The organism is Nocardia sp. NPDC024068, assembly GCF_040638875.1.
Taxonomy (GTDB): domain Bacteria; phylum Actinomycetota; class Actinomycetes; order Mycobacteriales; family Mycobacteriaceae; genus Nocardia.
Genome location: NZ_JBEZYU010000002.1, coordinates 107,937 through 131,874 on the forward strand (window position 1 = coordinate 107,937; position 23,938 = coordinate 131,874).

Annotated in this window: 20 protein-coding genes and 1 pseudogene; 13 read left to right on the top strand and 8 right to left on the bottom strand. The window is 68.1% G+C overall.

Annotated features, from left to right (window positions below; all coding sequences use genetic code 11):
* Positions 1-71: 71 nt before the first annotated feature.
* The gene (locus AB0F41_RS03380) at positions 72-1,298 is read right to left on the bottom strand and encodes an oxygenase MpaB family protein (protein ID WP_357421086.1); all 1,227 of its coding nucleotides are present in this window, start codon (positions 1,296-1,298) and stop codon (positions 72-74) included.
* A gap of 16 nt (positions 1,299-1,314) precedes the next feature.
* Between AB0F41_RS03380 and hpnE the strand changes: the two genes are divergently transcribed.
* The 6 genes and pseudogenes from hpnE to AB0F41_RS03410 form a co-directional block, all read left to right on the top strand.
* Positions 1,315-2,724, top strand: coding sequence for a hydroxysqualene dehydroxylase HpnE (hpnE, locus tag AB0F41_RS03385; RefSeq protein ID WP_357421087.1), 1,410 nt, complete (start codon positions 1,315-1,317; stop codon positions 2,722-2,724).
* Positions 2,725-2,765: 41 nt separating this feature from the next.
* Entirely contained in the window at positions 2,766-3,374 is a 609-nt protein-coding gene (locus tag AB0F41_RS03390) for a TetR/AcrR family transcriptional regulator (protein ID WP_357421088.1), read from the top strand.
* On the top strand, positions 3,368-3,880 hold the full coding sequence (locus tag AB0F41_RS03395; RefSeq protein ID WP_357421089.1) for an SRPBCC family protein: 513 nt from the start codon (positions 3,368-3,370) through the stop codon (positions 3,878-3,880). The genes AB0F41_RS03390 and AB0F41_RS03395 overlap by 7 nt, the downstream gene beginning before the upstream one ends.
* 290 nt (positions 3,881-4,170) lie before the next feature.
* Positions 4,171-5,769, top strand: coding sequence for a GMC oxidoreductase (locus tag AB0F41_RS03400; RefSeq protein ID WP_357421090.1), 1,599 nt, complete (start codon positions 4,171-4,173; stop codon positions 5,767-5,769).
* A 119-nt stretch (positions 5,770-5,888) separates the two neighbouring features.
* Positions 5,889-8,111, top strand: coding sequence for an acyl-CoA dehydrogenase (locus AB0F41_RS03405; RefSeq protein WP_357421428.1), 2,223 nt, complete (start codon positions 5,889-5,891; stop codon positions 8,109-8,111).
* A gap of 70 nt (positions 8,112-8,181) precedes the next feature.
* Positions 8,182-8,931: pseudogene (locus AB0F41_RS03410) on the top strand (nitronate monooxygenase); the annotation flags it as partial.
* Between the two features lie 9 nt (positions 8,932-8,940).
* On the opposite strand, the gene AB0F41_RS03415 reads toward AB0F41_RS03410, so the two are convergent.
* Entirely contained in the window at positions 8,941-10,008 is a 1,068-nt protein-coding gene (locus tag AB0F41_RS03415) for a hypothetical protein (protein ID WP_357421091.1), read from the bottom strand.
* Positions 10,009-10,189: 181 nt separating this feature from the next.
* On the opposite strand from AB0F41_RS03415, the gene AB0F41_RS03420 reads away from it, so the two are divergent.
* Both AB0F41_RS03420 and AB0F41_RS03425 read left to right on the top strand, forming a co-directional pair.
* The gene (locus tag AB0F41_RS03420; RefSeq protein ID WP_357421092.1) at positions 10,190-11,206 is read left to right on the top strand and encodes a phage tail tip lysozyme; all 1,017 of its coding nucleotides are present in this window, start codon (positions 10,190-10,192) and stop codon (positions 11,204-11,206) included.
* A 195-nt stretch (positions 11,207-11,401) separates the two neighbouring features.
* Positions 11,402-12,091: a hypothetical protein gene (locus AB0F41_RS03425; protein ID WP_357421093.1), complete on the top strand. Its 690-nt coding sequence runs from the start codon at positions 11,402-11,404 to the stop codon at positions 12,089-12,091.
* Positions 12,092-12,103: 12 nt separating this feature from the next.
* On the opposite strand, the gene AB0F41_RS03430 is transcribed toward AB0F41_RS03425, so the two are convergent.
* Complete coding sequence (locus AB0F41_RS03430) at positions 12,104-13,255, bottom strand: thioesterase domain-containing protein (RefSeq protein WP_357421094.1); 1,152 nt, start codon at positions 13,253-13,255, stop codon at positions 12,104-12,106.
* 893 nt (positions 13,256-14,148) lie between these two features.
* On the opposite strand from AB0F41_RS03430, the gene AB0F41_RS03435 reads away from it, so the two are divergent.
* Entirely contained in the window at positions 14,149-15,120 is a 972-nt protein-coding gene (locus tag AB0F41_RS03435; protein ID WP_357421095.1) for a helix-turn-helix domain-containing protein, read from the top strand.
* A gap of 51 nt (positions 15,121-15,171) precedes the next feature.
* On the top strand, positions 15,172-15,504 hold the full coding sequence (locus AB0F41_RS03440) for a hypothetical protein (RefSeq protein WP_357421096.1): 333 nt from the start codon (positions 15,172-15,174) through the stop codon (positions 15,502-15,504).
* Here the strand turns inward: AB0F41_RS03440 and AB0F41_RS03445 are convergent, their stop codons facing one another.
* The 3 genes from AB0F41_RS03445 to AB0F41_RS03455 form a co-directional block, all read right to left on the bottom strand.
* Positions 15,505-16,851, bottom strand: coding sequence for a CoA transferase (locus AB0F41_RS03445; RefSeq protein ID WP_357421097.1), 1,347 nt, complete (start codon positions 16,849-16,851; stop codon positions 15,505-15,507). It abuts the gene before it with no gap.
* A gap of 95 nt (positions 16,852-16,946) precedes the next feature.
* Complete coding sequence (locus AB0F41_RS03450) at positions 16,947-17,333, bottom strand: DUF2784 domain-containing protein (protein ID WP_357421098.1); 387 nt, start codon at positions 17,331-17,333, stop codon at positions 16,947-16,949.
* A 40-nt stretch (positions 17,334-17,373) separates the two neighbouring features.
* Positions 17,374-18,804: an SDR family NAD(P)-dependent oxidoreductase gene (locus AB0F41_RS03455; protein WP_357421099.1), complete on the bottom strand. Its 1,431-nt coding sequence runs from the start codon at positions 18,802-18,804 to the stop codon at positions 17,374-17,376.
* A 205-nt stretch (positions 18,805-19,009) separates the two neighbouring features.
* On the opposite strand from AB0F41_RS03455, the gene AB0F41_RS03460 reads away from it, so the two are divergent.
* The 3 genes from AB0F41_RS03460 to AB0F41_RS03470 all read left to right on the top strand — a co-directional run bounded on the left by AB0F41_RS03460 (position 19,010) and on the right by AB0F41_RS03470 (position 21,746).
* On the top strand, positions 19,010-20,155 hold the full coding sequence (locus tag AB0F41_RS03460) for an acyl-CoA dehydrogenase family protein (protein ID WP_357421100.1): 1,146 nt from the start codon (positions 19,010-19,012) through the stop codon (positions 20,153-20,155).
* 100 nt (positions 20,156-20,255) lie between these two features.
* On the top strand, positions 20,256-20,819 hold the full coding sequence (locus tag AB0F41_RS03465) for a helix-turn-helix domain-containing protein (protein WP_357421429.1): 564 nt from the start codon (positions 20,256-20,258) through the stop codon (positions 20,817-20,819).
* A 162-nt stretch (positions 20,820-20,981) separates the two neighbouring features.
* Positions 20,982-21,746, top strand: coding sequence for a hypothetical protein (locus AB0F41_RS03470; RefSeq protein WP_357421101.1), 765 nt, complete (start codon positions 20,982-20,984; stop codon positions 21,744-21,746).
* A gap of 43 nt (positions 21,747-21,789) precedes the next feature.
* Here AB0F41_RS03470 and ligD read toward each other — a convergent pair whose 3' ends face one another.
* On the bottom strand, positions 21,790-22,800 hold the full coding sequence (ligD, locus tag AB0F41_RS03475) for a non-homologous end-joining DNA ligase (protein WP_357421102.1): 1,011 nt from the start codon (positions 22,798-22,800) through the stop codon (positions 21,790-21,792).
* Entirely contained in the window at positions 22,797-23,882 is a 1,086-nt protein-coding gene (locus AB0F41_RS03480) for an ATP-dependent DNA ligase (protein WP_357421103.1), read from the bottom strand. Before AB0F41_RS03480 ends, ligD begins: the two co-directional genes overlap by 4 nt.
* Positions 23,883-23,938 lie beyond the last annotated feature (56 nt).

Sequence of the window (23,938 nt, forward strand, 5' to 3'; positions counted from 1 at the left end):
CGCGTCACCATGGGGCATGCCCTCAGGCTACCCAGCGATGTTCGAGGCCGGGCGAATCCGGGCCCGGTGCGCTACGCCGTCTCCTGGAGGTGATGGGCGGATCGCCCGACCTCGGCGGGGCCGCTGCCGACCAGGAGTCGTTTGAATGCCTCCTGTTCCCGTATCCCGCGCGCTTCGGCAAGGCGCCGGGCGGTGGGGCTGATCCGGACCGCCGCGCTGCGGGCCAGATTCACGGGCAGGCGCAGGAGCGGGTACCAGGGCGGCATATAGGGCGGCAGTCCGAGTTGCCGCATGGCGCCGGGGCCCAGATACATACTGGCGATCGACAGATGCTGGGCGCGGGCGATCCGGCCGCGCAGCCAGGGCAGATTCGGGTAGTTCCAGGTGAGGGGATCGTCGGCCATGGGCAGGGCCAGGCGGCGGGTGGTTTCGTCGGGATTGGTGATCGACGACATGCAGTGGTACAGGATCCGGACACTGTCCCGGAACCCGGTGGGCAGCCATTCGTCGGTGACGCCCATCAGCCAGCCCACGTATCGGGCGAGATGCGCGGCGGCCTCGCGGTCGGCGTGGGAAGGCAGGATTCCCATGGCCATTCCGCCGATGAACGGTGCGATGAGGGCACCCACCAGGGTCGCGGCCATATCGGTCTGGTTGATCGGCAACCCCCAGGCGTCGCCGTCCCAATCGGGCATTGCGGCGACATGGCGGCGGACCAGCGAGTGGACGAAACGAACGTGCAGGGTGGAGCGGTATCCGGGCCCGAACTTCGCCATGCCGTTCTGCACGTCCAGCGCCCACTGCATGGTCTCGGCGAAACGCTGGGCAGGCCCCTTCTCCAGCGCGCCGGTGCGTAAGAGGGTCTTGTTGAATCCCGACGCGAGATATCCGCCGAGGAACGAGACGTCGCGCGCCAGGTACAGGCCGTCGTAGCCGCCGCGGCGCAGGACCCGCTCGCCGTGCGACACCAGTTCGGTGTCCACCCAGGCGGGGGTGGCTTCCACGGTGGTGAAGAAATCCCGCAGTGGTGCCGGGGCGTCGGGGACGCTGTCGATTCCGGAATGCAGGGCGCGTTCGAAGAGCGGCCGGGTCGCGGCCATCCCGGTGGCGATCATCCAGTCGACCAGTGAGTCCATCGGTTCGTCACCGACCAGCAGGGAGGCGCCCATGGCCTCCCACTGGGCGGAATCCGGTGCGCCGATGCCCATCAGCATCGCGAAGGGGCGCAGCCCGGGAACCTTGACCGGGGCGGCGGGATGGCGGCTGGGAACGGCTACGCCGTTGTCGTCGAAACCCATGAAACGAATGTATGGAATGCGTTACATTGTGTCAATGGATGCCCAGGAAGCCGGGGAGCGGCAGAGCAACGACCCGCGCCGATATGTCGTGATCGGTGGCGGCCTGGCCGGGCTCGCGGCCGCGGTGTGGCTGGCGGAGGCCGGTAAACAGGTGACGGTGCTGGAACGGCGCACCCGGCTGGGTGGGCGCACCCAGGCGATGCGTGTCCCGGAGGTCGGCGACGTTCCCGACAACGGTCAGCATGTCGTGGCGAGCGGATATCGCAGCCTGTTCCGGTATCTCGAGAGTGTGGGGACCCGCGAGTATGTGCAGTTCCCGGGCGGCGGCACGCTGCGCTGGCCGGGTGGGCGCGCGGTGCCGTTGCGCACCAGCGGGATCGGCGCCCTCCGTACCGTGCTCGGAGCCCATCCCGACGCCGGACTGCTCGACCGGCTGCGCGCCCTGCGTGCCACCGCGCGCCTCGGCCGCGAAGCCCTGTTCCAGCCCGCCGACCTGGCCGATCTCACCACCGCGCAGTGGTTCCAACGGGTCGGGATGCCGGCGAAAGCACGGGAGGCGCTCTGGGATTGGCTGGCGCTCGGTATCGCCGCCGAGCCGGTCGACCGCGAATCGGCCAAGATCTTCGCCGATGTGCTGGCCACCGGAATCCGGATCGGTCTCCGCGACCGGGTGGGTGTCACCATCGGATATCCCACCGTGGACCTGGACACGCTCTATATCACCGGTGCGGAACGGGTATTCGAGAAATACGGGGTGCGGGTGCGTTTCCGGACCCTGGCCCGCCGGATCGTCGTCACCGAGGGGGCGGTGACCGGTGTCGTGCTGGACGACGGCACCGAGATCCCGGCCGATGCCGTGGTCTGCGCGGTGCCCAACACCGGTATCCACGGTCTGCTCGACGATCTCCCCGAACACGCCGAGATCTATGCCGCCGCGGACAAACTGAACGTGACGCCCATCGTCAGCACCAACCTCTACCTGGACCGCCCCCTCGCCACGAAATCGGCTATGGAGGCGCTGATCGGCGGGACCGGGGTGATCGACGAGGTCTTCGACCGGCAGCGGATGCACGATCGCGACCCCGGCGGTTCGTGGCTGTACTGTCTCACCACCAGCGGCGCCTACGAGCAGATCCACAAGAGCAATGACGAGATCATCGAGGAACAGGTGGCACTCATCCGCCGCTACTATCCGGAAGCGGCCGAAGCGAATGTGGTGCACGCGCATGTGGTGAAAATGCCCAAGGCCACCTTCTCGCAGGTGGTGGGCACCGACGGATTGCGGCCCGATCAGCGGACCTCGGTCCCCACCCTGATGCTCGCCGGGGACTGGACGCGCACCGACTGGTCGGCCACGATGGAAAGCGCGGCGCAGAGCGCGGAACGGGCGGTGGCCGCTCTCCTTGCCCATGCTGCCATCCGGTGACCAGGGGTGACGTCCTGAGGCCCGGTCTATACTCCGGCCATATGGTTCGCAGCTATGACGAAGTCGATGAACGGATCCTCGACGCGACGCTGGCTCGGATCCTGCAGGTCGGCATTCGGCGCAGCAGCCTGGACGATATCGCGCGTCGCTGCGGGATCAATCGGGTGACGATCTACCGGCGGTTCTCGGGCAAGGACAATCTCATCGAGGCCGCGCTGTCCCGGGAGATCGGCCGGGTGCTCACGGAGGCCTCCACGATCGCCGCCACGGCCTCCGGTGTCGACGCCCAGATCGAGGAAACCGTCCTGTTCGTCCTGCGGCTCACCCGGACCCATCCGCTGGTGACACAGCTGCTGTCGGTGGCGCCGGAGGACGCGCTCGGGTTCTATACCGTGCGCGGCCAGGAGATGGTCTCCCAAGGCATCGAATACATCGCGGGCGTGCTGCAGGCCGCCCAGGAGCAGGGCCTGCTCGCCCGCTACGACCCGCGCCCGGTGGCCGAACTGGTCGCGCGGATGGCGCATTCACTGATGCTCACGCCGATTGCCGGCGTGGACTTCGACGATGAGCGGGCGGCGCGGGACTTCGTCCGGGGCACCATCGTCCCGCTGATGAAATACGGGATCGGTAAGGAGTTGCAGCAGTGGTGAACATAAGCCGGACCACGCGGGTGTCCGACAGCGTCGTGGTGGCGGTCGATCCGGATACCGCCTACGACGCGGTGAGCGATGTGACGCAGATGGGCCGGTGGAGTCCGGAGAACACCGGTGCGGTGGTGACCGACCCCGGCGCGCCGGCCTATCCCGGTATGACGTTCGTAGGAGCCAATCGCCGGGGACCGATGCGGTGGCACACCGAATGCACGGTGACCGAGGCGGTACGGCCGAGCCTGTTCCGGTTCGAGGTACGGCGCTGGGGCGTGGGGAAACTGCTGCTGCCGGTGGCCGTGGCGACCTGGGAGTACGAGTTCGTGGCCGTGGCCGGGGGAACCCGGATCACCGAGACCTGGTTCGACGACCGCACCACCTGGCCGGATACGCCGGCCCTGTGGTTCGACCGGATCGCCACCGGAAAGCGGGGTTTCGCCGAATTCCAGAAAGGCAATATCCGGCGCACTCTCGATCGGCTGAAGGCCGAACTCGAAGTCGCCCGCTGACGCCGAGAATAGCCTCCCCACCTGCGCTGGACAGGTGTCCATGTCGCCTGGAGCCCATCGTGGATCAGTGCGCTGAGCTGGTGCGATAGGGGTCGGCGGCGACTCGGGGCGTAATTGGGCAATCGACCGATAGGTTCTTGACACCGGCTGTGACATGTATCTACTTTTGAGCCCGCCCGCGAAATCTTCGCGGGCACTCCGTTGTCGGCTACCCGGCCGCTGCGTCCGGGGTGAGGCAGCGGCGGTGCGCCTGCGCGGAGTCGTGTGCACGGCTGGTTCGGAGGTCGCTCTTGTCCGCAATTTCACGGCGCACTTTTCTGGGGGGTGCCGCGGCGGCGGCCGGTATCACGCTGACCGGCGCGGCGGTCGCGACGGCGGACAACAGTGTGCGGACCCCGCGCCGGCGGACTCCGATGGTGCGCGAAGAGCACCGGGTGATCGTGGTGGGTTCGGGTTTCGGTGGTGGGATCGCTGCCCTGCGTCTGGCTCGGGCGGGTGTCCCCGTGCTGCTACTCGAACGCGGAAAACGCTGGGCCACCGGGCCCGACGCCAATACCTTCGGTAATCCGCTCGATCCCGACAAGCGGCTGCTGTGGTACGGGTCGGCGCCCCAGGTGCTCGGCAGGCCGGTAGCTCTCGAGCCCTACACGGGTTTGCTCGACGCGGTGGTCGGCGAGAATATGACCGCGCTGTGCGCGGCCGGCCTCGGCGGCGGTTCACTGCTCTACCAGGGGATGTCGCTGCAGCCGGCGGAAGCGGTGTTCAACACCCACTTCCCGCAGGAACTGGATTGGCGGCTGATGGACCGCGTCCACTACCCGCGTGTCGCCTCGATGCTGCAACTGGCGGTGGCGCCGGACGAACTGATCGCGCATCCGAACTACAAGGCGGCGCGGGTTTTCGCTCGGAACGCCGCGGCCGCCGGGCTTCCGGTGTCGAAGATCCCGATGCCGATCGACTGGAACTACGCACTCGCCGAAACGCGCGGCGAGATGAAGGCGTCCTATTCCAACGGTGCGGGCGCCTTCGGCGTGAACAACGGTGGCAAACATTCCGTGGATGTCACCTACGTTGCCGAAGCCGAGGCGACCGGACTGGTCGATGTGCAGGTGATGCACAACGTGACCGATATCGAACGCGGCCCCGACGGTCGCTGGATCGTCCACGTCGACCGCACCGACGAATCGGCCCGGGTTCTGGAGCAGAAGATCCTCACGGCCAATGCGCTCGTCATGGCCGCCGGAAGCCTCAACACCACCCGTCTGCTCATGCGGGCGTCGGGCAAGGGGCTGGTCCCGGATCTGCCGGACGAGCTCGGCGCCGGCTGGGGCACCAACGCCGACCGGATCTACACCTGGACCGACCTGGCCGAGGATTTCGGGCCGGAACAGGGTGGACCCGTCGTCTACGGCAGCCTCAACTGGAGTGATCCCGCGACCGCCCACACTGTGATCCAGGCATCGATCCCGCCGCTGGGGATGGATGCCCGCACCACGATGCTGGTGGGATACGGCGTGAGTGAGGCCCGCGGCCGATTCGTCTACGATTCCGCGGCCGAAACCGCCCGGCTGTCGTGGCCCGCGGACGGCGATGCGGACATTCAGTACGGCCATATCGAGAAGACCGTGCACAAGGTGGCCGGGGCGGCCTCGGTGGTGGGCGATACCAACCGGGCGTTCCCCTCGACCTGGCATCCGCTCGGGGGCGCGTGTATGGGTTCGGTCTGCGACCTCGACGGCCGGGTGCTCGGGCAGCGTGGTCTCTACGTCCTCGACGGGGCGCTGCTGCCCGGTAACGCCGCTGCCTGCAACCCGTCGATGACCATCGCCGCGGTGGCCGAACGTGCCATGGACAACCTGGTGGTCCAGGACGTGGGTGCGGTGATCTGATATCGGAGCGCCGCCGGGTGGGCGCGGGGAACCCGGAATCCCCGCGCCCGGTGTAGAACGTGTTCTAATCTGAAGGTCCCCGGGCCATGGTCCGGGATATGCCCGAGCCCCCGACCGGAATGAGAACCGTGCCTGTTGCCCTGACCGCCGACCAGGCGGCGCTGGCCGAAACCGTCGCCGGTTTCGCCGGCCGCCACGCCGGTCGCGAATACACGCGCAAGTACGCCGACGAGCTGAAACAGGGTGTGCTGCCCACATTCTGGCCGGACCTGGTGGCGCTCGGACTGCCCGGTATCCACCTGGGCGAGGCCGTCGGGGGGCAGGGTGGGACCCTGGACGACCTCGCTGTGGTACTCGCCGAATCGGGCCGCTCGCTCCTACCGGGCCCGTTGCTGCCCACGGTGGTCGCCAGCGCCGCGCTCGCCCCGGCCGCCGGCGCGGACCCCGTCGACTCCGTGCTGCGGCGCTTCGCATCGGGCGCCACGGCGGCGGTGATCCTGCCGGAGCACGGCATCGCCCGTGGCGGTACCACCGCGAACCCGGTGTTGACCGGTTCGGCCCGGGTCGTCCTCGGCGCGGCCGCGGCCGAACTGTTCCTCGTCGCCGCGACCGCGGACACGCACGTGCGGTGGTTCGTCGTGGACCGCACGGCAGCGGGGATGGTCGTCGAGGTCGAGGATGCCGCCGATCTGGGTCGCGATATCGGCGCCGTCCGGCTCCAGGAGGTATCCGGCGCGGTATCCGTCGATCTCGACACCGACCGGGTATCCGCCCTGGCGGTGGCGCTCGCCGCGGTGGAAGCCGCCGGGGTGATCCGCTGGTGCGCCGACACCGCCACCGAATATGTGAAGTCCCGCAGGCAGTTCGGACGGCCGATCGGCGCGTTCCAGGCGGTGCAGCACCGCACCGCGCAACTGCTGATCACCAGCGAACTTGCCACCGCCGCGGCGTGGGACGCGGTGCGCGGACTCGACGACGAGCCGCGGCAGCGAACCCATGCGGTGGCCGGGGCGGCGCTCACCACCCTGGGCAACGCGGTCCACGCGGCTGTGGAATGCCTCGGTTTGCACGGTGCCATCGGCTTCACGTGGGAGCACGATCTGCACCTGTACTGGCGCCGGGCCATTTCCCTGGCCGGCCTCGCCGGACCGGTGGGAACCTGGGAACAGCGGCTCGGCGAAGCGGCCCTGCACGGTCCGCGGAACTTCGCCGTCCCGCTACCGGAGGACGATGCGACTTTCCGCGACTGGGTTTCGGAGGTCCTGGATCGCGCAGCCGAGTTGGCCAATCCGAATTCGTCGACGATCGGGGACCACGATTCGGTGAACACCGGCCCGCGCCGGACCCTGCTGGCCGACAGTGGCCTGGTATCACCGCCGATGGCCCGGCCCTACGGAATCGAGGCAGGCCCGCTGGAACAGCTGATCCTGCAGGACGAATACGATCGGCACGGCATCCCCGCTCCCTCCATGGGTATCGGGCAGTGGGTGGTGCCGATCGTGCTCCAGCGCGGCACCCCCGACCAGCTGGCCCGGCTGGCGGCGCCGGCGCTGCGCGGCGAGGAGATCTGGTGCCAGCTGTTCAGCGAACCTGAGGCCGGATCCGATGTCGCGTCCCTGAGCCTGCGTGCCACCCGGGCCGACGGCGGCTGGGAACTGAACGGGCAGAAGATCTGGACCACCCTCGCGCACCGTTCCGACTGGGGCCTGCTGCTCGCCCGCACCGACCCGGACGCGCAACGGCATCGCGGGCTGACGATGTTCCTGGTCGATATGCACGGCACCGGGGTGCAGGTCCGTCCCATCACCCAGGCCAGCGGCGACGCCGAATTCAACGAGGTCTTCTTCGACAACGCCTTCGTACCCGATTCGATGGTGCTCGGTGAGCCGGGCCAGGGCTGGGCGCTGACGCTGGAGACGCTCGCCCAGGAGCGGCTGTTCATCGGCGGGGTCCGGGACCCGGGGCACAACGCGCGGCTGCGCGGGATCATGGACCGGGAGGAGTACGCGGGTGAGCGGGGCGATGCGGTGCGTACGCTCGGACGGATCAGCGCACGCGGCGCTGCCATTTCGGCGATGAATCTGCGCGAAACGATCCGGCGGCTCGACGGTCATCCGGTGGGCCCGGCGACGAGTATCGCGAAGGCGGCCGCTTCGATGCTGCACACCGACGCGGCCGCGGCCGCGCTCGATCTCATCGGCCCGGCCGCGGCGCTCGGGGAAGCGGTCTCCGAACCGGTGCATCACGAACTGGATATCCCCACCTGGGTGATCGGCGGCGGGACGCTGGAGATCCAGCTCAACACGATCGCGACCCTGGTCCTCGGCCTGCCCCGGAAATAGACGCGCACACCCCCGATCAGCTGCGGGAATGGCTCACCCGGATCACCCGGAACTCGGCGCTCCCCCGGATTCGGCGCCCTTCGCGGTGAACCTGATCGTGCACAAGACCAACGGGCGGTTGCTCGAGGATCTCGCGATCCTGGAGGAGTTCCGGGTGCCGATCGTGATCACCTCGCTCGGCGCCCGTCCCGATGTGAACGAGCGAATCCATGCCTACGGCGGTGTGGTCCTGCACGATGTCATCAGCGATACCTTCGCGCGCAAGGCGGTCGAGAAGGGTGCGGACGGGCTGATCGCGGTGGCGGCCGGTGCCGGTGGCCACGGCGGTATCGTCTCACCGTTCGCGCTGGTGCGGGAGATACGGGAGTGGTTCGACGGGCCGCTGGTCCTCTCGGGTGCCATCGCGCACGGCGACAGCGTGCCGGCGGCCTTGGCGGCGGGAGCCGATTTCGCCTACGTCGGTTCGATGTTCATCGCCACCGACGAGGCCGACGCGGTGCCCGAGTACAAGAAGATGATCGTCACCGGAACGGCCCGGGATATCGTTCGTGTACACGGACTTCTTCACCGGCGTGCAGGGTAACTATCTGCGCCCCAGCATCACTGCCGCCGGCCTGGATCCCGATAATCTGCTGACCTCGGGGGTGAGGCCGGTTCGCTGGGATTCCTGAGCTCTGACGAACCGAAGGCCTGGCGCGATATCTGGGGAGCCGGCCACGGGATCGGCGCGGTGGACGGGATCCGCCCGGTCACCGTGGTCGTGGATCGTCTCGCCGCCGAATACGACCGGGCACGCCGGCGGATCGTCGCGCTGGGCTGATCGAGCCCTTCAGTCCCGCATCGGATGCGCGCGGAAGAAATCCCAGATGATCGTGGTGGCGCTGATCGAATCGGTATCGCTGCCGACCAGCGGCGCCGGGAAGATCTCCGATCGGGTCCCGAACCAGATGTGCCCGCCCCCGAGGACCGTCCAGAGCTGTACCTCGGCCCCGGCGGGGCACGGATAGGCGGCGAGTACGACATCGTCGGCGATCGGCTGCTCGACCGGTTCGGTGGAACAGCCGTTGCGGCGCGCCCACGCCGCGGCGTTGTCCGTCACCGATTGCGGGCCGGGTCCCTCCACATCCGGCCGGTCGTGCTGCGGGTCCGCGGATCCGGAGCCGTCCGGCGACGGCAGCAGCCGCGCATTCGGTCCCGTGCCCCCGTCGTAGGCGACGATGGGGTCGGCGGTGCCGTGGAAGGCGATCACCGGAATGGGCCGGGCGGGTGCGCACCACGCGAAATCGGAGAGCCCGGCGACCGGCGCGATGGCGGCGAGCCGGTCGGCCAGCTGACAGCCCAGCGACGAGGTCGTGAAACCGCCCATGGAGAGACCGGTCGCGTAGATCCTGCGGGTATCCACGCACAGCGTGGATTCCACCTCGGTCAGCAGGTCCGCCAGATAATCGATATCGGCGGAGCCGCGGTCGAAATCCCAGCGGGGGAGTCCCGGCCGCAGCAGTTGCGGTGTCACCGTGATGAATCCGTGCGCGCGGCCGTAGCTGCCGAACTCGGTGCTCGTGTGCTGGATGAATACGGGCTCCAGATATCCGTGGAGATCCAGGACCACGGGTAGCGGCCCGTTCGCATCGGCCGGGACATCGCGCAGGTAGACGCCCGATAGGCCGCGTGCGGTGAACAAGATCGGCTCCGGTCCGGCCGCCGGATGTGGGGCCTCGCAGCCGGCCGAGGGAACCGGGGCCGCTTCCGCGGGCGCCGCCGCGGCGGGTGCGGCGGCGGAGATCATCATGGTGAGTGCGGTGGCTACGAGAGCCGCCCGCCCTCCGGGCCGGGTGGCTGCGCGACGGCGCACGGGCCGTGCAGCACGGCGCAACGTGGCGAACAAAGATTTGTACACGGCCCTGATGGTGGCAAATCGCCGCGCTCCCGGTGGCGAAAGAAACCCTGCTATACGGAAATCCGGCCGTACGCGTTCCGCCGGCCGGCCGGAACCATTCTCACCAGCGGGAGGATGGCGGGTGGGCCGGTAATGGAATTCTGTTATGCAGGTGTTCGGTATCGGGTGAGGAAGGTGGACCATGGCTCCCAAGGAGGACTGGACGCTCCATCGTCCGCGCAACGCCCCGATCCTCAATCCCTATATCGCGTATACGGAGAGTGTGCTCAAGGCTCTGGAGAAGGGGCTGGGGGACAAGACCGCGCAGACTCTGACCCCCGGTAAGCTCGTCAAGAAGGGCAAGGATCGCCCGGGGATCAGCGAGCTCGAGGAGAAATACACCCTCAAGGAGGATCAGGTCGAGCGATACCAGGACGAGTGGTCCGCGCTCGACGATCAGGTCGGCTTCCTCGCCGCGCGCGCCGCCGACGACTCCAATCTGGTCACCGGCGAATTCGAGGAACTCCGTGACTCCGTCGTGGAGATCACCCGCAGCGTCCCCGACGATCCGACACCCTCCCGGCAGCTCGACGCCGTCAACGCCATCGACAAGGCGGTGGGCGACGCCGTGGACAAAGTGTGGGTGGCCTACGCCGCGCTGGAGGGTAAATCGCAGGAGGTGCCCTCGCAATGGTCTGGCGGAGGCGGCGGTTCGGGGGGCGGATCCCCGTATTTCCCCGGTCTCACAGATACCGGTAGCGCCTACAGCGACGATTCGGCCGAGCCGATCGGCGAAGGGGAGAAGGCCACTGTCCAGGATATGTACCAGTACTTGATCGAGAAGTACGACCTCACTCCGGAGCAGGCCGCCGGAATCCTCGGCAACCTGCAGGTCGAATCCGGATTCGATACCGGCGCCTATAATCCGAACGAGGGCGCCATCGGACTGGCGCAGTGGCTGGGCGGACGTCGCGAGAATCTGGAGGCGTTCGCGGCCGGTCGCGAGGGCGGCGTGACCAGCTGGGAGAATCAGATCGATTTCATGATGCACGAGTTGAACACCAGCGAATCGGGTGCCTACAACCGGCTCAAGTCCACGTCGTCGGCCGGGGAGGCGGCGGCGGTGTTCGATCAGTACTACGAACGCAGTTCCGGTGAGGCCCGGGGCAAACGGGTCGCCAATGCCGAGGCGATCGCCGCATCGATGGTGGCCGTATGACGTGATAGCGAATCGGTTGCGATGCCGGTGCCGAGGAGTTCGCCACCGGACGGGTACCGATGTGGCGCAGGCGATTCGCCTGTGCGTAGAGTAAGTGAAGGTCGCGGTTAACACTGCGAAGCCCCGGGGAAATGAGTATGGGACACGACGCCGTATCCGGCGCCGTGCACGAACGCGAGGAAACAGGACGTCCTGATGGGTCACCCGCACCAGCCCAATCCGTATCACCACCAACCCGGCGGCCCCGTGCCGCCACCCGGAGGCCCGTATCCGGGCCCGCAGGGTCCCGGTCCCTATCCGGGGCAGCCGCAGTACGGGCAGCAGCCCTACCCGCCGGGTCAACCGCAATTCGGCGGACCGGGCGGATACGGAGGACCCGGCGGATACGGGGGGCCGCCGCCGAGGTCCGGTGGTAGCGGCGGCAAGGTCGCCATGATCATCGGTGGCGTCGCGGTCGTCCTGATCGCGGTGGGGGTCGGCGCGTTCTTCCTGTTCAGCGGTGACGGGGGCGGCGTGGTCGGTGGCGGATACGACGATCCCCGCGATGTCGCGCAGGCCTGGGTGGACCAGAAGGGTGACCCCGAAGACCTGGTATGCGCCGCCGATATGGACGAGATCAGCAAGTATGAGCAGGACAATCCGGTCAAACCCACCGGCGTTCCCGATTCCGATCTGCCGGAGTCGTCGACGACCCTGAAGAGCGTCGACGTCCCGGACGGCAGTGATTCGGGGACGTTCACCATGGAGATCGCCGTGGAAGTGATGGGCACGGAGAGCACCTCGACCATGACCTATGACCTGGTGAACGAGGACGGCTGGAAAGTATGCGGAATCCTCGATCCCGATATCGAGATGGATTCCGGGTTCGGGTTGGGTGGCCCGTAGCGGATCCGTGGCTCAGTGGGCTCGTAGCACCTCGGCGATACAGGCCAGTCCCGCCGCCGAGGTCATCTGCCAGTGCGTGGTCGGGACCTCATGGTCCCGGACATGGCCGTCCACCAGGGCGCGCCACCGGTGGGCCCCCGCGGCCGAGCCGTTGCCGATTGCGTGGAAGTAGCTGACGTCGCCCCGGTAGCGGGGTGCGCGGTAGGCGTCACGCAGTCGGATCGAATGCGTGGCCGCGTCGAGTAGCCTGCCGAACCGGCTGGCTCCGCACGAGGCCAGCGGTTCGGGTAGTCGCGCCAGCAGTTCCGGTGCCGTCGCCGGGTTGAAATCCGCGGTGGTGCCGAGATCGCGAGGTTGATCCCCGAGCAGTCCACCGAGCAGTTCGGAAATCGGAATCGGCCCGGCGGAGGCGACCTCGTCGGTCAAATAACTGTCCATCACGCCCAGAAAGGTGATCTCGTGCCCTGCGGCTTGTAATTGCACCGCGATTTCGTGCGCCAGCACACCGCCGAATGACCAGCCGAGCAACCGGTACGGTCCGCTGGGCTGAACCGAGCGGATCACACCGATATAGAGAGTGGCCCAGTCCTCGATGGATCGCGGCAGTGCCATGCCCGCGGTGAGCGCGGGCGATTGCAGTCCGTAGAGCGGACGATCCGGTCCCAGGTGGGCGGCCAGGCCGGCGAACGACCAGGCGATGCCGGTGATGGGGTGGATGCAGAACAGTGGTGTTCCGGAGCAGGCGGTCCGTAACGGGAGCAACATATCGAAGGCGCTGCGGTCGACCACGGGAATCCGGTGCCGAGCGAGGGCGCCGGCGGGGCCGCGGGCGGTGAGAAGTTCATCGATCCGGTGTGCGAGGGCGGCCACGGTCGGGGACTCCACAATCACCCGGGCCGGCAGGTCGATCGCCAAGGCCGATCCCAGCCGGATCGCGAGCTGCTCGGCAACCAGCGAGTTGCCGCCCAGGTCGAAGAAGTTCTCGTCCAGGCCGATGGCGGCGGTCCGGTTCGCCGGGGCGGAGGCGAGCCAGGCGCCCGGGGTTTGATAGGTCGGGTCGCGGCGCAGCAGAACGGCGGCGAACCCGTCGGCCACCAGCCGTTCGCTGGAGGTGGCGGGCATCCGGAAGCGGCGCGGGCAGGAGGCGGTCAGGATCGCTGTCATCGTGGCCGTCAATGCACTACCAACTCTCTGCCTGGACCGATCTGCACCGGTGGTGAAACGGCGGCGTATCGCCGGTCGGATCACAACCGAAGTGCGGGTGGGACACTAGCGGACAAATGTCCCGTCCGGGGTTCCTCGCCGCGGAATTCATCGGCGCAGACCGGCCCTGTTACCGATTGTTTGCGGCCGTCTGGAACGTGGATATTTAGCAAAAGTCCAGATAATCGGCCCGGACCACTCGGATATGCGTAGTTTCTAATGAGTTGTAGATCTCATTTTTAATGGCAGGCTATGGTTAACGTTTCCGTATGGGCCGCTCGGGGATGCGGGCGCCGCCGACTGCATGCCGTGGAGTGGTCGGGCCGGCTGTGGGTATCGCCGAGGCGCTGCCGTGGAAGGGTGGCAGGATGTGACCGAGGGGACGGTCGCGGCGGAGTGGCCGGTGGTTTGCTGTCGGATTGCCACGCGGATGCGTGTACGGGTGCACGCTGCGGCGCACCCCGCAGCGCCGCAGCCGTTGCACCCGTACACGCCGAAACCCATCCGGGTATTGACAGCCCGGATGGGGAGGCGGCAGGCGCCGGTCGCCTCGGCGGGTCACGCGGGTGGGCGCACCGGAGCGGACAGACGGCGCGGAGCCCGGGCACGCCACGCTCGCGCGGTATGCGGCGGGTGTGACCGGCCGCGCGCCGTGGCTCCGTGCTCGCGAAAAAACGGTGGCGACGCGAAGACGCGGTCGTCACCGTCCGACACAGGCGACTCTACGGGCCGGTTGCGATCCGGCCGAGGGGCCGAAGCGACAAGAAGCGATCTGTTTGCGACACGGTGTCGCATCCACTGAGAATTCGGACCGTCCGGTTTTTCAAGCGCGGATAGGGACGTATCATCCGGGCGTGGATGTGGGGATTCTGGTGGTGGACGGGGTGGCCGACTTCGGGCTGGGTGTGCTTCTCGGTGCGTTCGGGATGGCAAACGCCCTGCGAAAGGAGCTGGACGAGCCGCCCGCCGAGTGGCGGATCCGGATGGTCGCGTCGGGAACCTCGGTGCGGTCGGCCAACGGAAGCCTCGTGCCCACCACGCCGATCACCGATTCGCCGGGGTCGCTGGATATTCTCGCGGTGGCCGCCGTGGATATTCTGGATCCGGAACCGCTCGCCGGATTCGTCACGGACCCCAGGCATGTGGGGGTGCTCGAATATCTCCGGGCGGCCCGGAGTGACGGTGTGCATCTGGCCGCCGCCTGCACCGGGACGTTCTTCCTCGCTGAGTCCGGTGTTCTCGACGGTTCGCCCGCGACCACCAGCTGGTGGCTCGGCGCGCATTTCCGGGCCCGCTATCCACGCGTCGAACTGGACGAGAGCTGCATTCTGTGCCGCGGCGACGGCCTCACCACGGCCGGCGCCTCCCTGTCCCACGTGGATCTCGCATTGTCACTGGTGTACCGGACCAGCCCGGATCTCGCCGAGCGGGTTCGCCGCTACCTGACGGTCGGCCATCGGGAAAGCCAGGCACCCTACGTTATTCCCGAGGTCGTCGCCCGGAGTAACCCGCTGGTCGTGCGGTACGAGAAGTGGGTGCGCGAGCATATCTCGCAACAGTTTCTCATCTCGACCGCGGCGCGGGATCTCGGTGTCACCGAGCGAAGCCTGCAGCGGGCCACCCGCGCCGCGCTCGGTATGTCACCCAAGGATTTCGCCGACGATATCCGGCTGGACCGTGCCACCCGGCTGCTGCGGACAACCGACCTCACTGTCGGCGCGGTCGCCGGTGCGGTCGGGTACGTGAACGCGGGCGCGCTCCGTGCGCTGGCACGGCGGCGTCGAGGGGTCTCGCCCGCCGAGATCCGCGCCGGCCGAACCCGGTGAACGATCCCGGATCTGTTCCGGGACCGGTCCGTGTGTCCCTACACTGTTCGCATGTCCGCTCGACGGCTGTTCGCCGTGATCGCCCTCCTTTTCGCCGCGACCCTGGGGGTCTCGGCCTGTACCGTCACCGGTGCCGGCGCGAGCAGTGAATGCGAGGTCAGCGGGTGCACGGTGACATTCGACCGGGGAGTGGACGCCAAGATCAGCGTGCTCGGCGTGGATGTCGAACTCAGGGGTGTGCAGGGCGATCTCGTGACGCTGGCCGTGGCCGGCCAGGAAGTGACGGTGCCCAGGGGGGAGACCGGATCGGCGCAGGGCCTGGATCTCACGGTGCAGGAGGTCACCCAGGACCGAGTGGTCGTCCGCCTCTCCACCGGCCTCTGATCACCCGGCCCCGGAATTCTCCGGCCAGCGCGGTTCGGCGCGGCCGTAGCCCGGTGCCGGATACGGATAATCCGGGAACTCGGCCAGGGCCGGTGCGGACGTGACCACTCGGTCATGGGTGACCGTATGGCCGGGTTCCGGTATCGCGGGGGCCGGATGGCCGGGGGTGCGTCCTCGTTCGGACAGCAGCCAGGTCGCGGTCCGGGCCAGTGCAACCCGGACGTCGCGGCCCCGACCGTCACTCGTCCGCGCTGCGAGCGCGTCGACGATTCCGGCCGCGAGCAGATACCCGGAGGCGTGGTCCAGCGCTTGGGCGGGCAGAGCTCCCGGAATCGACGATGCCCCTTCGATCACCGCGATCCCGGTGGCCGCCTGCACGATACTGTCGAATCCGCGCCGTCCGGCCCAGGGTCCGGTGAATCCCCAGGCACTCACCCGCGCGTGTACGAGCCCCGGCCGCCCGGTCAGGCCCAGCCGCTCGAGTGCGCCCGGACGATAACCGGTGACGAGGACATCGGCGGCGTCCAGCAGGCCCTCCCACTGTGATTTCCCGCTACGCAGATCCAGGAGGGCGGAATTCTTGCCCTGGCAGGTATCGGTGTACTGCCACGGAATCTCGGGGAGGTGTGGCGGGTCGATCCGCAGCACCTCGGCGCCCAGCAAGGCCAGCGCGCGAGTCGCGACGGGCCCGGCGATCACCCGGGTCAGGTCGAGGACCCGCACCCCCTGCAGCGGCTGGTAGGGCGTCCCCGACATGGGCAGCGTGTAGCGCCTGCGATCAGACCGCTCCACGACCGCTGCCAACGGCCCGGCCGCGGCCGGGCCGGCCTGCGGGCAGGCCCGCCACTGGGTCTCGTCCCGTACCCGCACCGCGATCGCCCCGCGGGCCGCCGCCAGCTCCTCGAGATCGGCGGCGCGGATCACGGCCATCTGGGCTTCGGCGAGTTCCACCGGGGCATCGGCGGGTAATTCGAGGGCCGCGAGCAAACTCGCCCGGTGGTGTGGATAGTTGGCGTGGGTGCGCACCCAGCCGTCGAAGGTGGGGAAGAACCCCGAGAGGTCGGCGAAGGCGTGGATCGGCGCCCCGTCCAGCCGCAGCAGGCGGTCGCTGGTGAACGATGCCGCGATCCGCCCGGGGTCGAGCCGGTGCCGGATCGGGGCAATACCCGTGACCTGCCGATATCTGTCGGTCGCCGCGATGAACGCCTGGACCGATCCCGCGGCCAGGCCCCATACCGGCAGGGTGGCGGCGAGCAGGGCTCCGGGGTCGGGCCAATCCACCGGCGGCGACTTCTCGACACCGGTGCCGTCCTCGTAATCACGAACCAGCCGTGCGCCCACGTCCACGGCACCGAGCGTACTGGTCACACTGACCCGCGATCACCGAGTTACCGTTCGGCGCAGCGATTTTCATCACACTGTCACCAATGCCGGGAAATCGGTTACCCGGCGGCCCGGGCGGTGATCCGGCCGGAGCCGTGCCGGGTCCGCCACCACAGGCCCGCCCAGGAGACGAGCACGCATGCGCCCACCAGTATCTGTACCTGAATGAGCATTGTGTCGGGATAGATCACGCCCGTCAGGTAGTGATCGATGAAACCCTCCGGCGGCAGCCCCGCGACACCGGCGCGTTCCCGGGCCCAGTTCTCGGCGTAGGTAAGTGGGCAGTCGTAGCCGACCAGTACCGTGCCGAACCCCCATGCCGCGGCGAGGCCGTGTAACCAGATCGTGCGAGGGAATCGCCACGCAAGGAAACCACCCACCACCACATAGCCGATGAACAGCACATGCACGGCGGCGGTTACATCGGCGAGCAGCCGGTACCACACCCTTCCAGGGTATGTCCTCGCCGCTCGCCCGGCACCCGAATTACCACGGCGACGGACGGTAGTCCTTCAGGAAACAGCCGTACAGATCCTCGCCGGCCTCACCGCGGACCACCGGGTCGTAGACGCGTGCCGCGCCGTCCACCAGGTCCAACGGAGCGTGGAAACCCTCGTCGGCGAGCCGGAGTTTGGTGTAGTGCGGGCGCTCGTCGGTGATCCAACCGGTATCGACGGCGGTCATCAGGATGCCGTCGGCCTCGAACATCTCGGCCGCACTGGTACGGGTCAGCATATTGAGGGCGGCCTTGGCCATATTGGTGTGCGGATGGCCCGGACCCTTGTATCCGCGGGAGAACTGTCCTTCCATGGCGGAGACGTTCACCACGTACTTGCGCCGGGCCGCAGCCGCGGCCAAGGACGGACGGAGCCTCGATACCAGGATGAACGGCGCCACCGAGTTGCACAGCTGCACCTCCAGGAGCTCGGTGGGGTCGACCTCGCCCACGGTGTGCACCCAGCTGTTGGTGTGCGCGAGGTCGGGCACCAGACCACCGGCGTCGATGGCGATTCCGCGGGCGATCCGGTCCGGGGTCGCCGAACCCGCCACCAGCGCCAGTTCGGCGACCTCCACGCCGGTCAGTGCCGGTGTCAGCGACGCGGTGAGCGCGGTCGGGTGGGCCTGCGTGGTCTGGCCGAAGGTCACCGTCTCGGGAAGTTCCCCGGCCGGCAGCGGACCGGATTCCGCGGCGACCAGCGCGCTGTAGGAGCCGGGGGAGCGGCGTACGGTCTGCGCCGCGTTGTTGATCAGAATATCCAGCGGGCCATGGGCCGCGACATCATCGGCGAGGGCCACGACCTGGGCGGGGTCGCGCAGATCGATACCGACGATACGCAGCCGGTGCAGCCATTGCGCGCTGTCGGGTTGCGCGGCGAAACGGCGGATCGCATCGTTGGGGAAGCGGGTCGTGATCGTGGTGTGGGCGCCGTCGCGCAGTAATCGCAATGCGATGTACATACCGATCTTGGCGCGGCCACCGGTCAGCAGAGCCCGCCGGCCGGACAGATCGGTGCGGGCGTCGCGGCGGCGGTGGCTCATCGCGGCACATTCGGGGCAGAGCTGGTGGTAAAACGAGTCGACACGGGTGTACTTCTGCTTGCAGATATAGCATCCGCGTGGCCGCAGCAGCGTTCCCGCGCTGGAACCACTGGTCGCCGAACTGATGGGAATTCCGGCGGTCTCGTCGTCGATCCGATTCGGTGAACCGGTGGCGGTGGCGGCGACCACCGCGCGGTCGGCGTCCAGTTTGGCCTGGCGGGCGGAGATCCGGCGCTGCCGCTTGAGCTCCTTGAACATCCGGCCCACCGCCCGCTGCACGGTGATCGAGTCCGGGTCGGCGGGGTCCAGCCGGCTCGCCTCGTCGAGGACGCGCAGACAGGTGGCTAGGTCGTGGGGAGCGATGCTGGAGTCGGCCATCGGTAGCGGGGATTTCCTTCGTGAGCTGGGCAAGCGTGCTCATCATTGTGGCAAGTGGGGCAGTTGCCGCCGTGGCCGGGCCGTCCCGGGTGGCGGATGCGGGCCGCTGCTTCGTTGACAACACGCCAATAGTGCGGGACAGTCGTGCTGGACATCCGGCACTGTGCTGCCGGCCTGGGTGATCACGGAACAGAGGACGCGGATTATGGCACGCCCCGCTTGGAGCGACGACGAGGTCGAGGCGGTACGGGAACTCGCCCGCAACTACTTCGAGAAGGAAGTGGTCCCGCACGAGGAGAAGTTCATCGAACAGGGCCACCCGGACAAGGCGCTGTACCGGCGCGCCGGTGAACTCGGCCTGCTCTGCCCCGTGGTTTCGGAGGAGTTCGGTGGTGGCGGCGGAACCTTCGCCCATGAGGCGGCGATCATCGAGGAGCAGGTGCGTGCCGGTGACGGCGCCCTCGGCATCCCGGTGCACAGTTCGATCATCGCGCCCTATCTGGCCGAGTTCGGTTCCGACGAGCTGAAGAAGCGGATCCTGCCCAAGGCGTGCAGCGGTGAGATGGTGCTGTCCATCGGGATGACCGAACCCGGCACCGGCTCGGACCTGCAGGCGATCAAAACCCGCGCGGTGCGCGAGGGCGATGAGTACGTGATCACCGGATCGAAGATCTTCATCTCCAACGGATGGCTGTGCGACGGCATCATCATCGCCGCCAAAACCGATCCGGAGAAGGGAGCGGCCGGCGTATCGCTGCTGTTTGCCGAGGTCGGTGACGACACGCCGGGGTTCACCCGTGGCCGGATCCTGTCCAAAATCGGGGGTAAGGGCCAGGACACGGCGGAATTGTTCTTCGACGGCCTGCGGGTGCCCGCGGCGAACCTGCTGGGTGGTGCCGAAGGCCAGGGCTTCTATCAAATGATGCAGTTGCTCGCCCAGGAACGACTGGTCACCGCCATCATGGCAGTGGCGATGATGGAACGCGCGGTCGAGCTGACCGTCGAGTACACCAAGGGCCGCGAAGCGTTCGGTAAGCCGCTGTTCGCCATGCAGAACACCAAATTCGAACTCGCGGAATGCGCGACCATCGCCCGGACCAACCGGGTGTTTCTCGACGACTGTATTTCCCGCCATCTGCGCGGTGAGCTGGATATCCAGTCGGCGGCCATGTCCAAGTACTGGTCCACCGACCAGCTCGGTGTGGTCGTCGACCGCTGCCTGCAGTTGTTCGGCGGCTACGGCTATATGACCGAGTACCCCATCTCCCAGCTCTACACCGGCGCCCGGGTCCTGCGAATCCTCGCCGGTAGCAACGAGGTGATGAAGGATCTCATCGCCCGTGGGCTCTGACCTCGACTCCTCGTCCGCCGCCGAACCCGCCGCGAACGGGTCCGGCGTCACCGCACCCGCGCGGCGGCGCCGGCTCGAACCCGATGAGCGGCGGGCCGAGATTCTGGCTCGTGCCATCGAGATGTTCGGTGAGCGCCCGTACGCCGCGGTGTCGACGGCCGAGCTGGCGCACCGCGCGGGAGTGGCCCGAGGCCTGATCAATCACTACTTCGGGAACAAACGCGATCTGTACCTGGCCGTGGTGCGCCGGATGGTGACCCTGCCGCGTGCCGACGAATTCGCCGCCCCCACCGGCAGCACTCGCGACCGGATCGACGCGAGTGTCCGCTGGCTGCTGGACACCATTTCCGAACACGGCAGCACCTGGGTGAAGGTGACCAGCCACGAAGGTGTGGGCGACGACCCCGAAGTGCAGCAGATCCTGGACGCGGCCGACGATGCCGCGGCCCAGCGTCTGCTGGCGATGATCGGTCTCGCCGACGGCGCCGCACACAACGAACCGCGCCGCGCGATGGTCCGGGCGTTCGGAGGGCTGGTGAAGGTCGCCGGTCGCGAATGGCTCACCCGTGGCACCATGACTCGCGATCAGGTCCACGCGCTGCTGGTCGATATGCTCACGACCCTGGTCACCGAATCGCTGCCCCGGGTGCACGCCGAGCGCTGACCCGGATCTCGTGATGAAATGTCACGGCGGGACCGGTTGGGCTTTCGGGTCTGGAACACCACTATTTCGGTGATCTGTCGCGCCGATCCGGCATATCCTGCTACAGCGCCGGGCGAATCGAGAAGTTCCGGGATTCGCCGGGGCAGTTCGAAGGGATCGTGCATGGCAAACCAGCAGCGCTGGGCGAGGGAGCGCTGGCCGGAACTGACACCGGAGCGAGACGAGGCCGCACCCGGACGGGCGGGCCGCCGCGGAGACGGTGAGTACGAGGGCTTCGACGACCGGTTCGACGACCTGCCGCCCCACGAGACCCGTCCCGTGGTCAATCCGTATGCGATTGTCGCCCTGGTAGCCGCCCTGCTGCTGCTGTTTCCGGTGGCGATCGTCTTCGGGTTGATCGCGTTCGGTCACCCGCGCGGGCGGCTCATGGCGTTCGCCGCGCTGGTTCTGGGTCTGGCGGAGATCGCCCTGCTGGCAGCGCTGATCCTGATGCCCCGCGACGACATTCCGGATGTTCTCTCCCGGATCGGCACCGCGGTGGGCGATGCGGCCGGGACCTCCGCCGCCCCGGACCCCGCCGCGGAAACGACCACCGTGGCAGCGCCCACGCCCTCGGCCGTCTCCTCGATCGCTCCGCCGACTTCGCGGCCGGCCGCGGAATCCGGCGCCGCCGCCCCCGCGGCCGAGCGCGGTACCCCCTGTCCGGAACCGGCGCTGGTGGGGACAGGTAGCGACGGTGGCACGCTGCTGTGCCTGACCGACGCCGCCTCGGTGACCGGATACGAATGGGCGGGGCCGTTCCGGGTCGCCGACCGAGTCGGAGTGGAGGGCGCGCGCTGCGGAGCCGAGGCCTCGACCACGGCACGCACGTCCGATGGTCACGCGCTCGTCTGCGAGAACGGGAACTGGGCCCTGTGGGTGTCGTGACCGGGGTTTCGGCGCTAGGTGAGTGCCGGGCACCGGTCCGGCCTCAGCCGGCCGGGTCGGGTTTCCGCGCGCGACTGGGCTGAACCCGGGGCGGTTCGTTGGGCATCTTCGGATACTGGGGTGGCCACGGAGCGTCCATGAGACCGGCGGCCATATCGCGGTCCGACATCTCGAGCAGCGGCGCGATGGACTGCGGTGCGCGGACCTCCCACGGATCGCCCGATTCGGCCAGACGCGCGGGCACGGTCGCGAGGGTGAGTTCCTCGGGAACGACGGTATCGAGCTCCTCCCAGGCCAGCGGAGTGGACACCTGTGCGCCGACCTTGGGCCGCACACACCATGCTCCGAACACCGTCTTGTGCGGGGCGTTCTGGTTGTAGTCCACGAAAACCCGGCGCCCGCGCTCCTCTTTCCACCAGTGCGCGGTGATGTCGCCGGGGAACCGGCGCTCCAATTCGCGGGCCAGCGCGACGGCGGCGGCACGCACCTGATAGCCGTCCCAGCGCGGTTCGAGCGCGATGTAGAGATGCAGACCGCGCGAGCCGGAGGTCTTCACCCACGATTCGATACCGAGTTCGGCGCACAGTTCCCGGGTGCGCAGTGCGGCGGTCCGCAAATCGTCGAAACCGATCCCCGGCGACGGATCGAGGTCGACGCGCAGTTCGTCGGCGATGGTCAGATCCGGTACCTTGTTCGGCCAGACATGGAAGCCGAGGCAGCCCTGGTTCACCGCCCACAGCACATGGGCGAGATCGTGTGCCACCAGCGCGTCACTGGTGGTGCCGTTGGGGGTGGACACTTCGACCGTATGCAACCAGTCCGGCGCGGATTTCGGTACCCGCTTCTGGAACCAGGATTTGCCCGACGCACCGTCGGGGTAGCGTTCCAGCAGCAGCGGCCGGCCACCGTTGACGCGCAGGAATGCCTCGCCGACGCTCTGGTAATAACGCACGAGATCGAGTTTCGTCTCGCCGCGGCGAGTGAAATACACCTTGCCGGGATTACTGATGGTCACAACCCGCCCGGCGGCCTCGAGGTCGATGGATTCGCTCATTTCGTCACCGGGTCGCCGAAGATCTTGCGCAGTTCCGCGGGTGCGACTTCCTCGAGCTGCGCGTAGGTACACGATTCGGGTGTGCGGTCGGCGCGGAAACGCACCAGGCGTCCACCGTGCCGGAAGCGGCCGGATTGCACGTGCTCATAGCGCACCTCGGCCACCAGTTCCGTACGCAGCGCTTCCCAGGACAGATCCTTGCCGCCGCTCCACCGGCTCACTCCGCCCGGCATGGACCCACCCGAGGCGGCCTGCGCGGCGGCGTCGGCCCAGTCGCGCCACGGATGCCGCGCGAGCGCGTTCTCGCGCAGCGGTGCGAGTTCCCCGACCAGTTCCCGGCGCCGCGCGGCGGTGAAACTACTGGCGACTCCGACGTGATGCAGGCTCCCCTCGTCGTCGAAGAGACCCAGTAGCAGCGATCCGACGCCTTCGCCGTCCTTGTGCCAGCGGAAGCCCGCGACCACGCAATCCGCGGTGCGCTCGTGTTTGACCTTCAGCATCACCCGCTTGTTCTGCTGGTAGGGCTGATCATCGGCCTTGACCATCACCCCGTCGAACCCGGCGCCCTCGAAGCGGGTGAACCAGTCCCGCGCGGTGCCCGGATCGCCGGTGAGTGGGGTCAGATGCACCCGGCCGGGTGCGGCATCGAGAACGGATTCCAGCAGGGCGCGGCGTTCGGTGAACGGCCGTTCGGTGAGATCGCGGTCGCCCAGTGCGAGCAGGTCGAAGGCGACGAAACTGGCGGGGGTCTCCACCGCGAGTTTCGCGACCCGGGACGCCGCCGGATGCAGCCGCTGCTGCAGGACGTCGAAATCCAGCCCGTTCTCGCTCACGACGACGATCTCGCCGTCCACCACGCACCGGGGCGGCAACGCCTCGCGCAGCAACTCGGCGACTTCGGGGAAGTACCGGGTGAGCGGGCGATCGTTGCGGGAACCCAGTTCCACCTCCGCGCCGTCGCGGAAGACCACGCAGCGGAACCCGTCCCATTTGGGTTCGTAGCTCAGCCCGGGCCCGGGTGGTATATCGGGCGCGGATTTGGCCAGCATGGGCCGGACGGGTGGCATCACCGGTAGATCCACACGATCCTCCTCGGGTCGATCCTCACCCGTATCGACGCCGCGGCCGGCGCCGATTC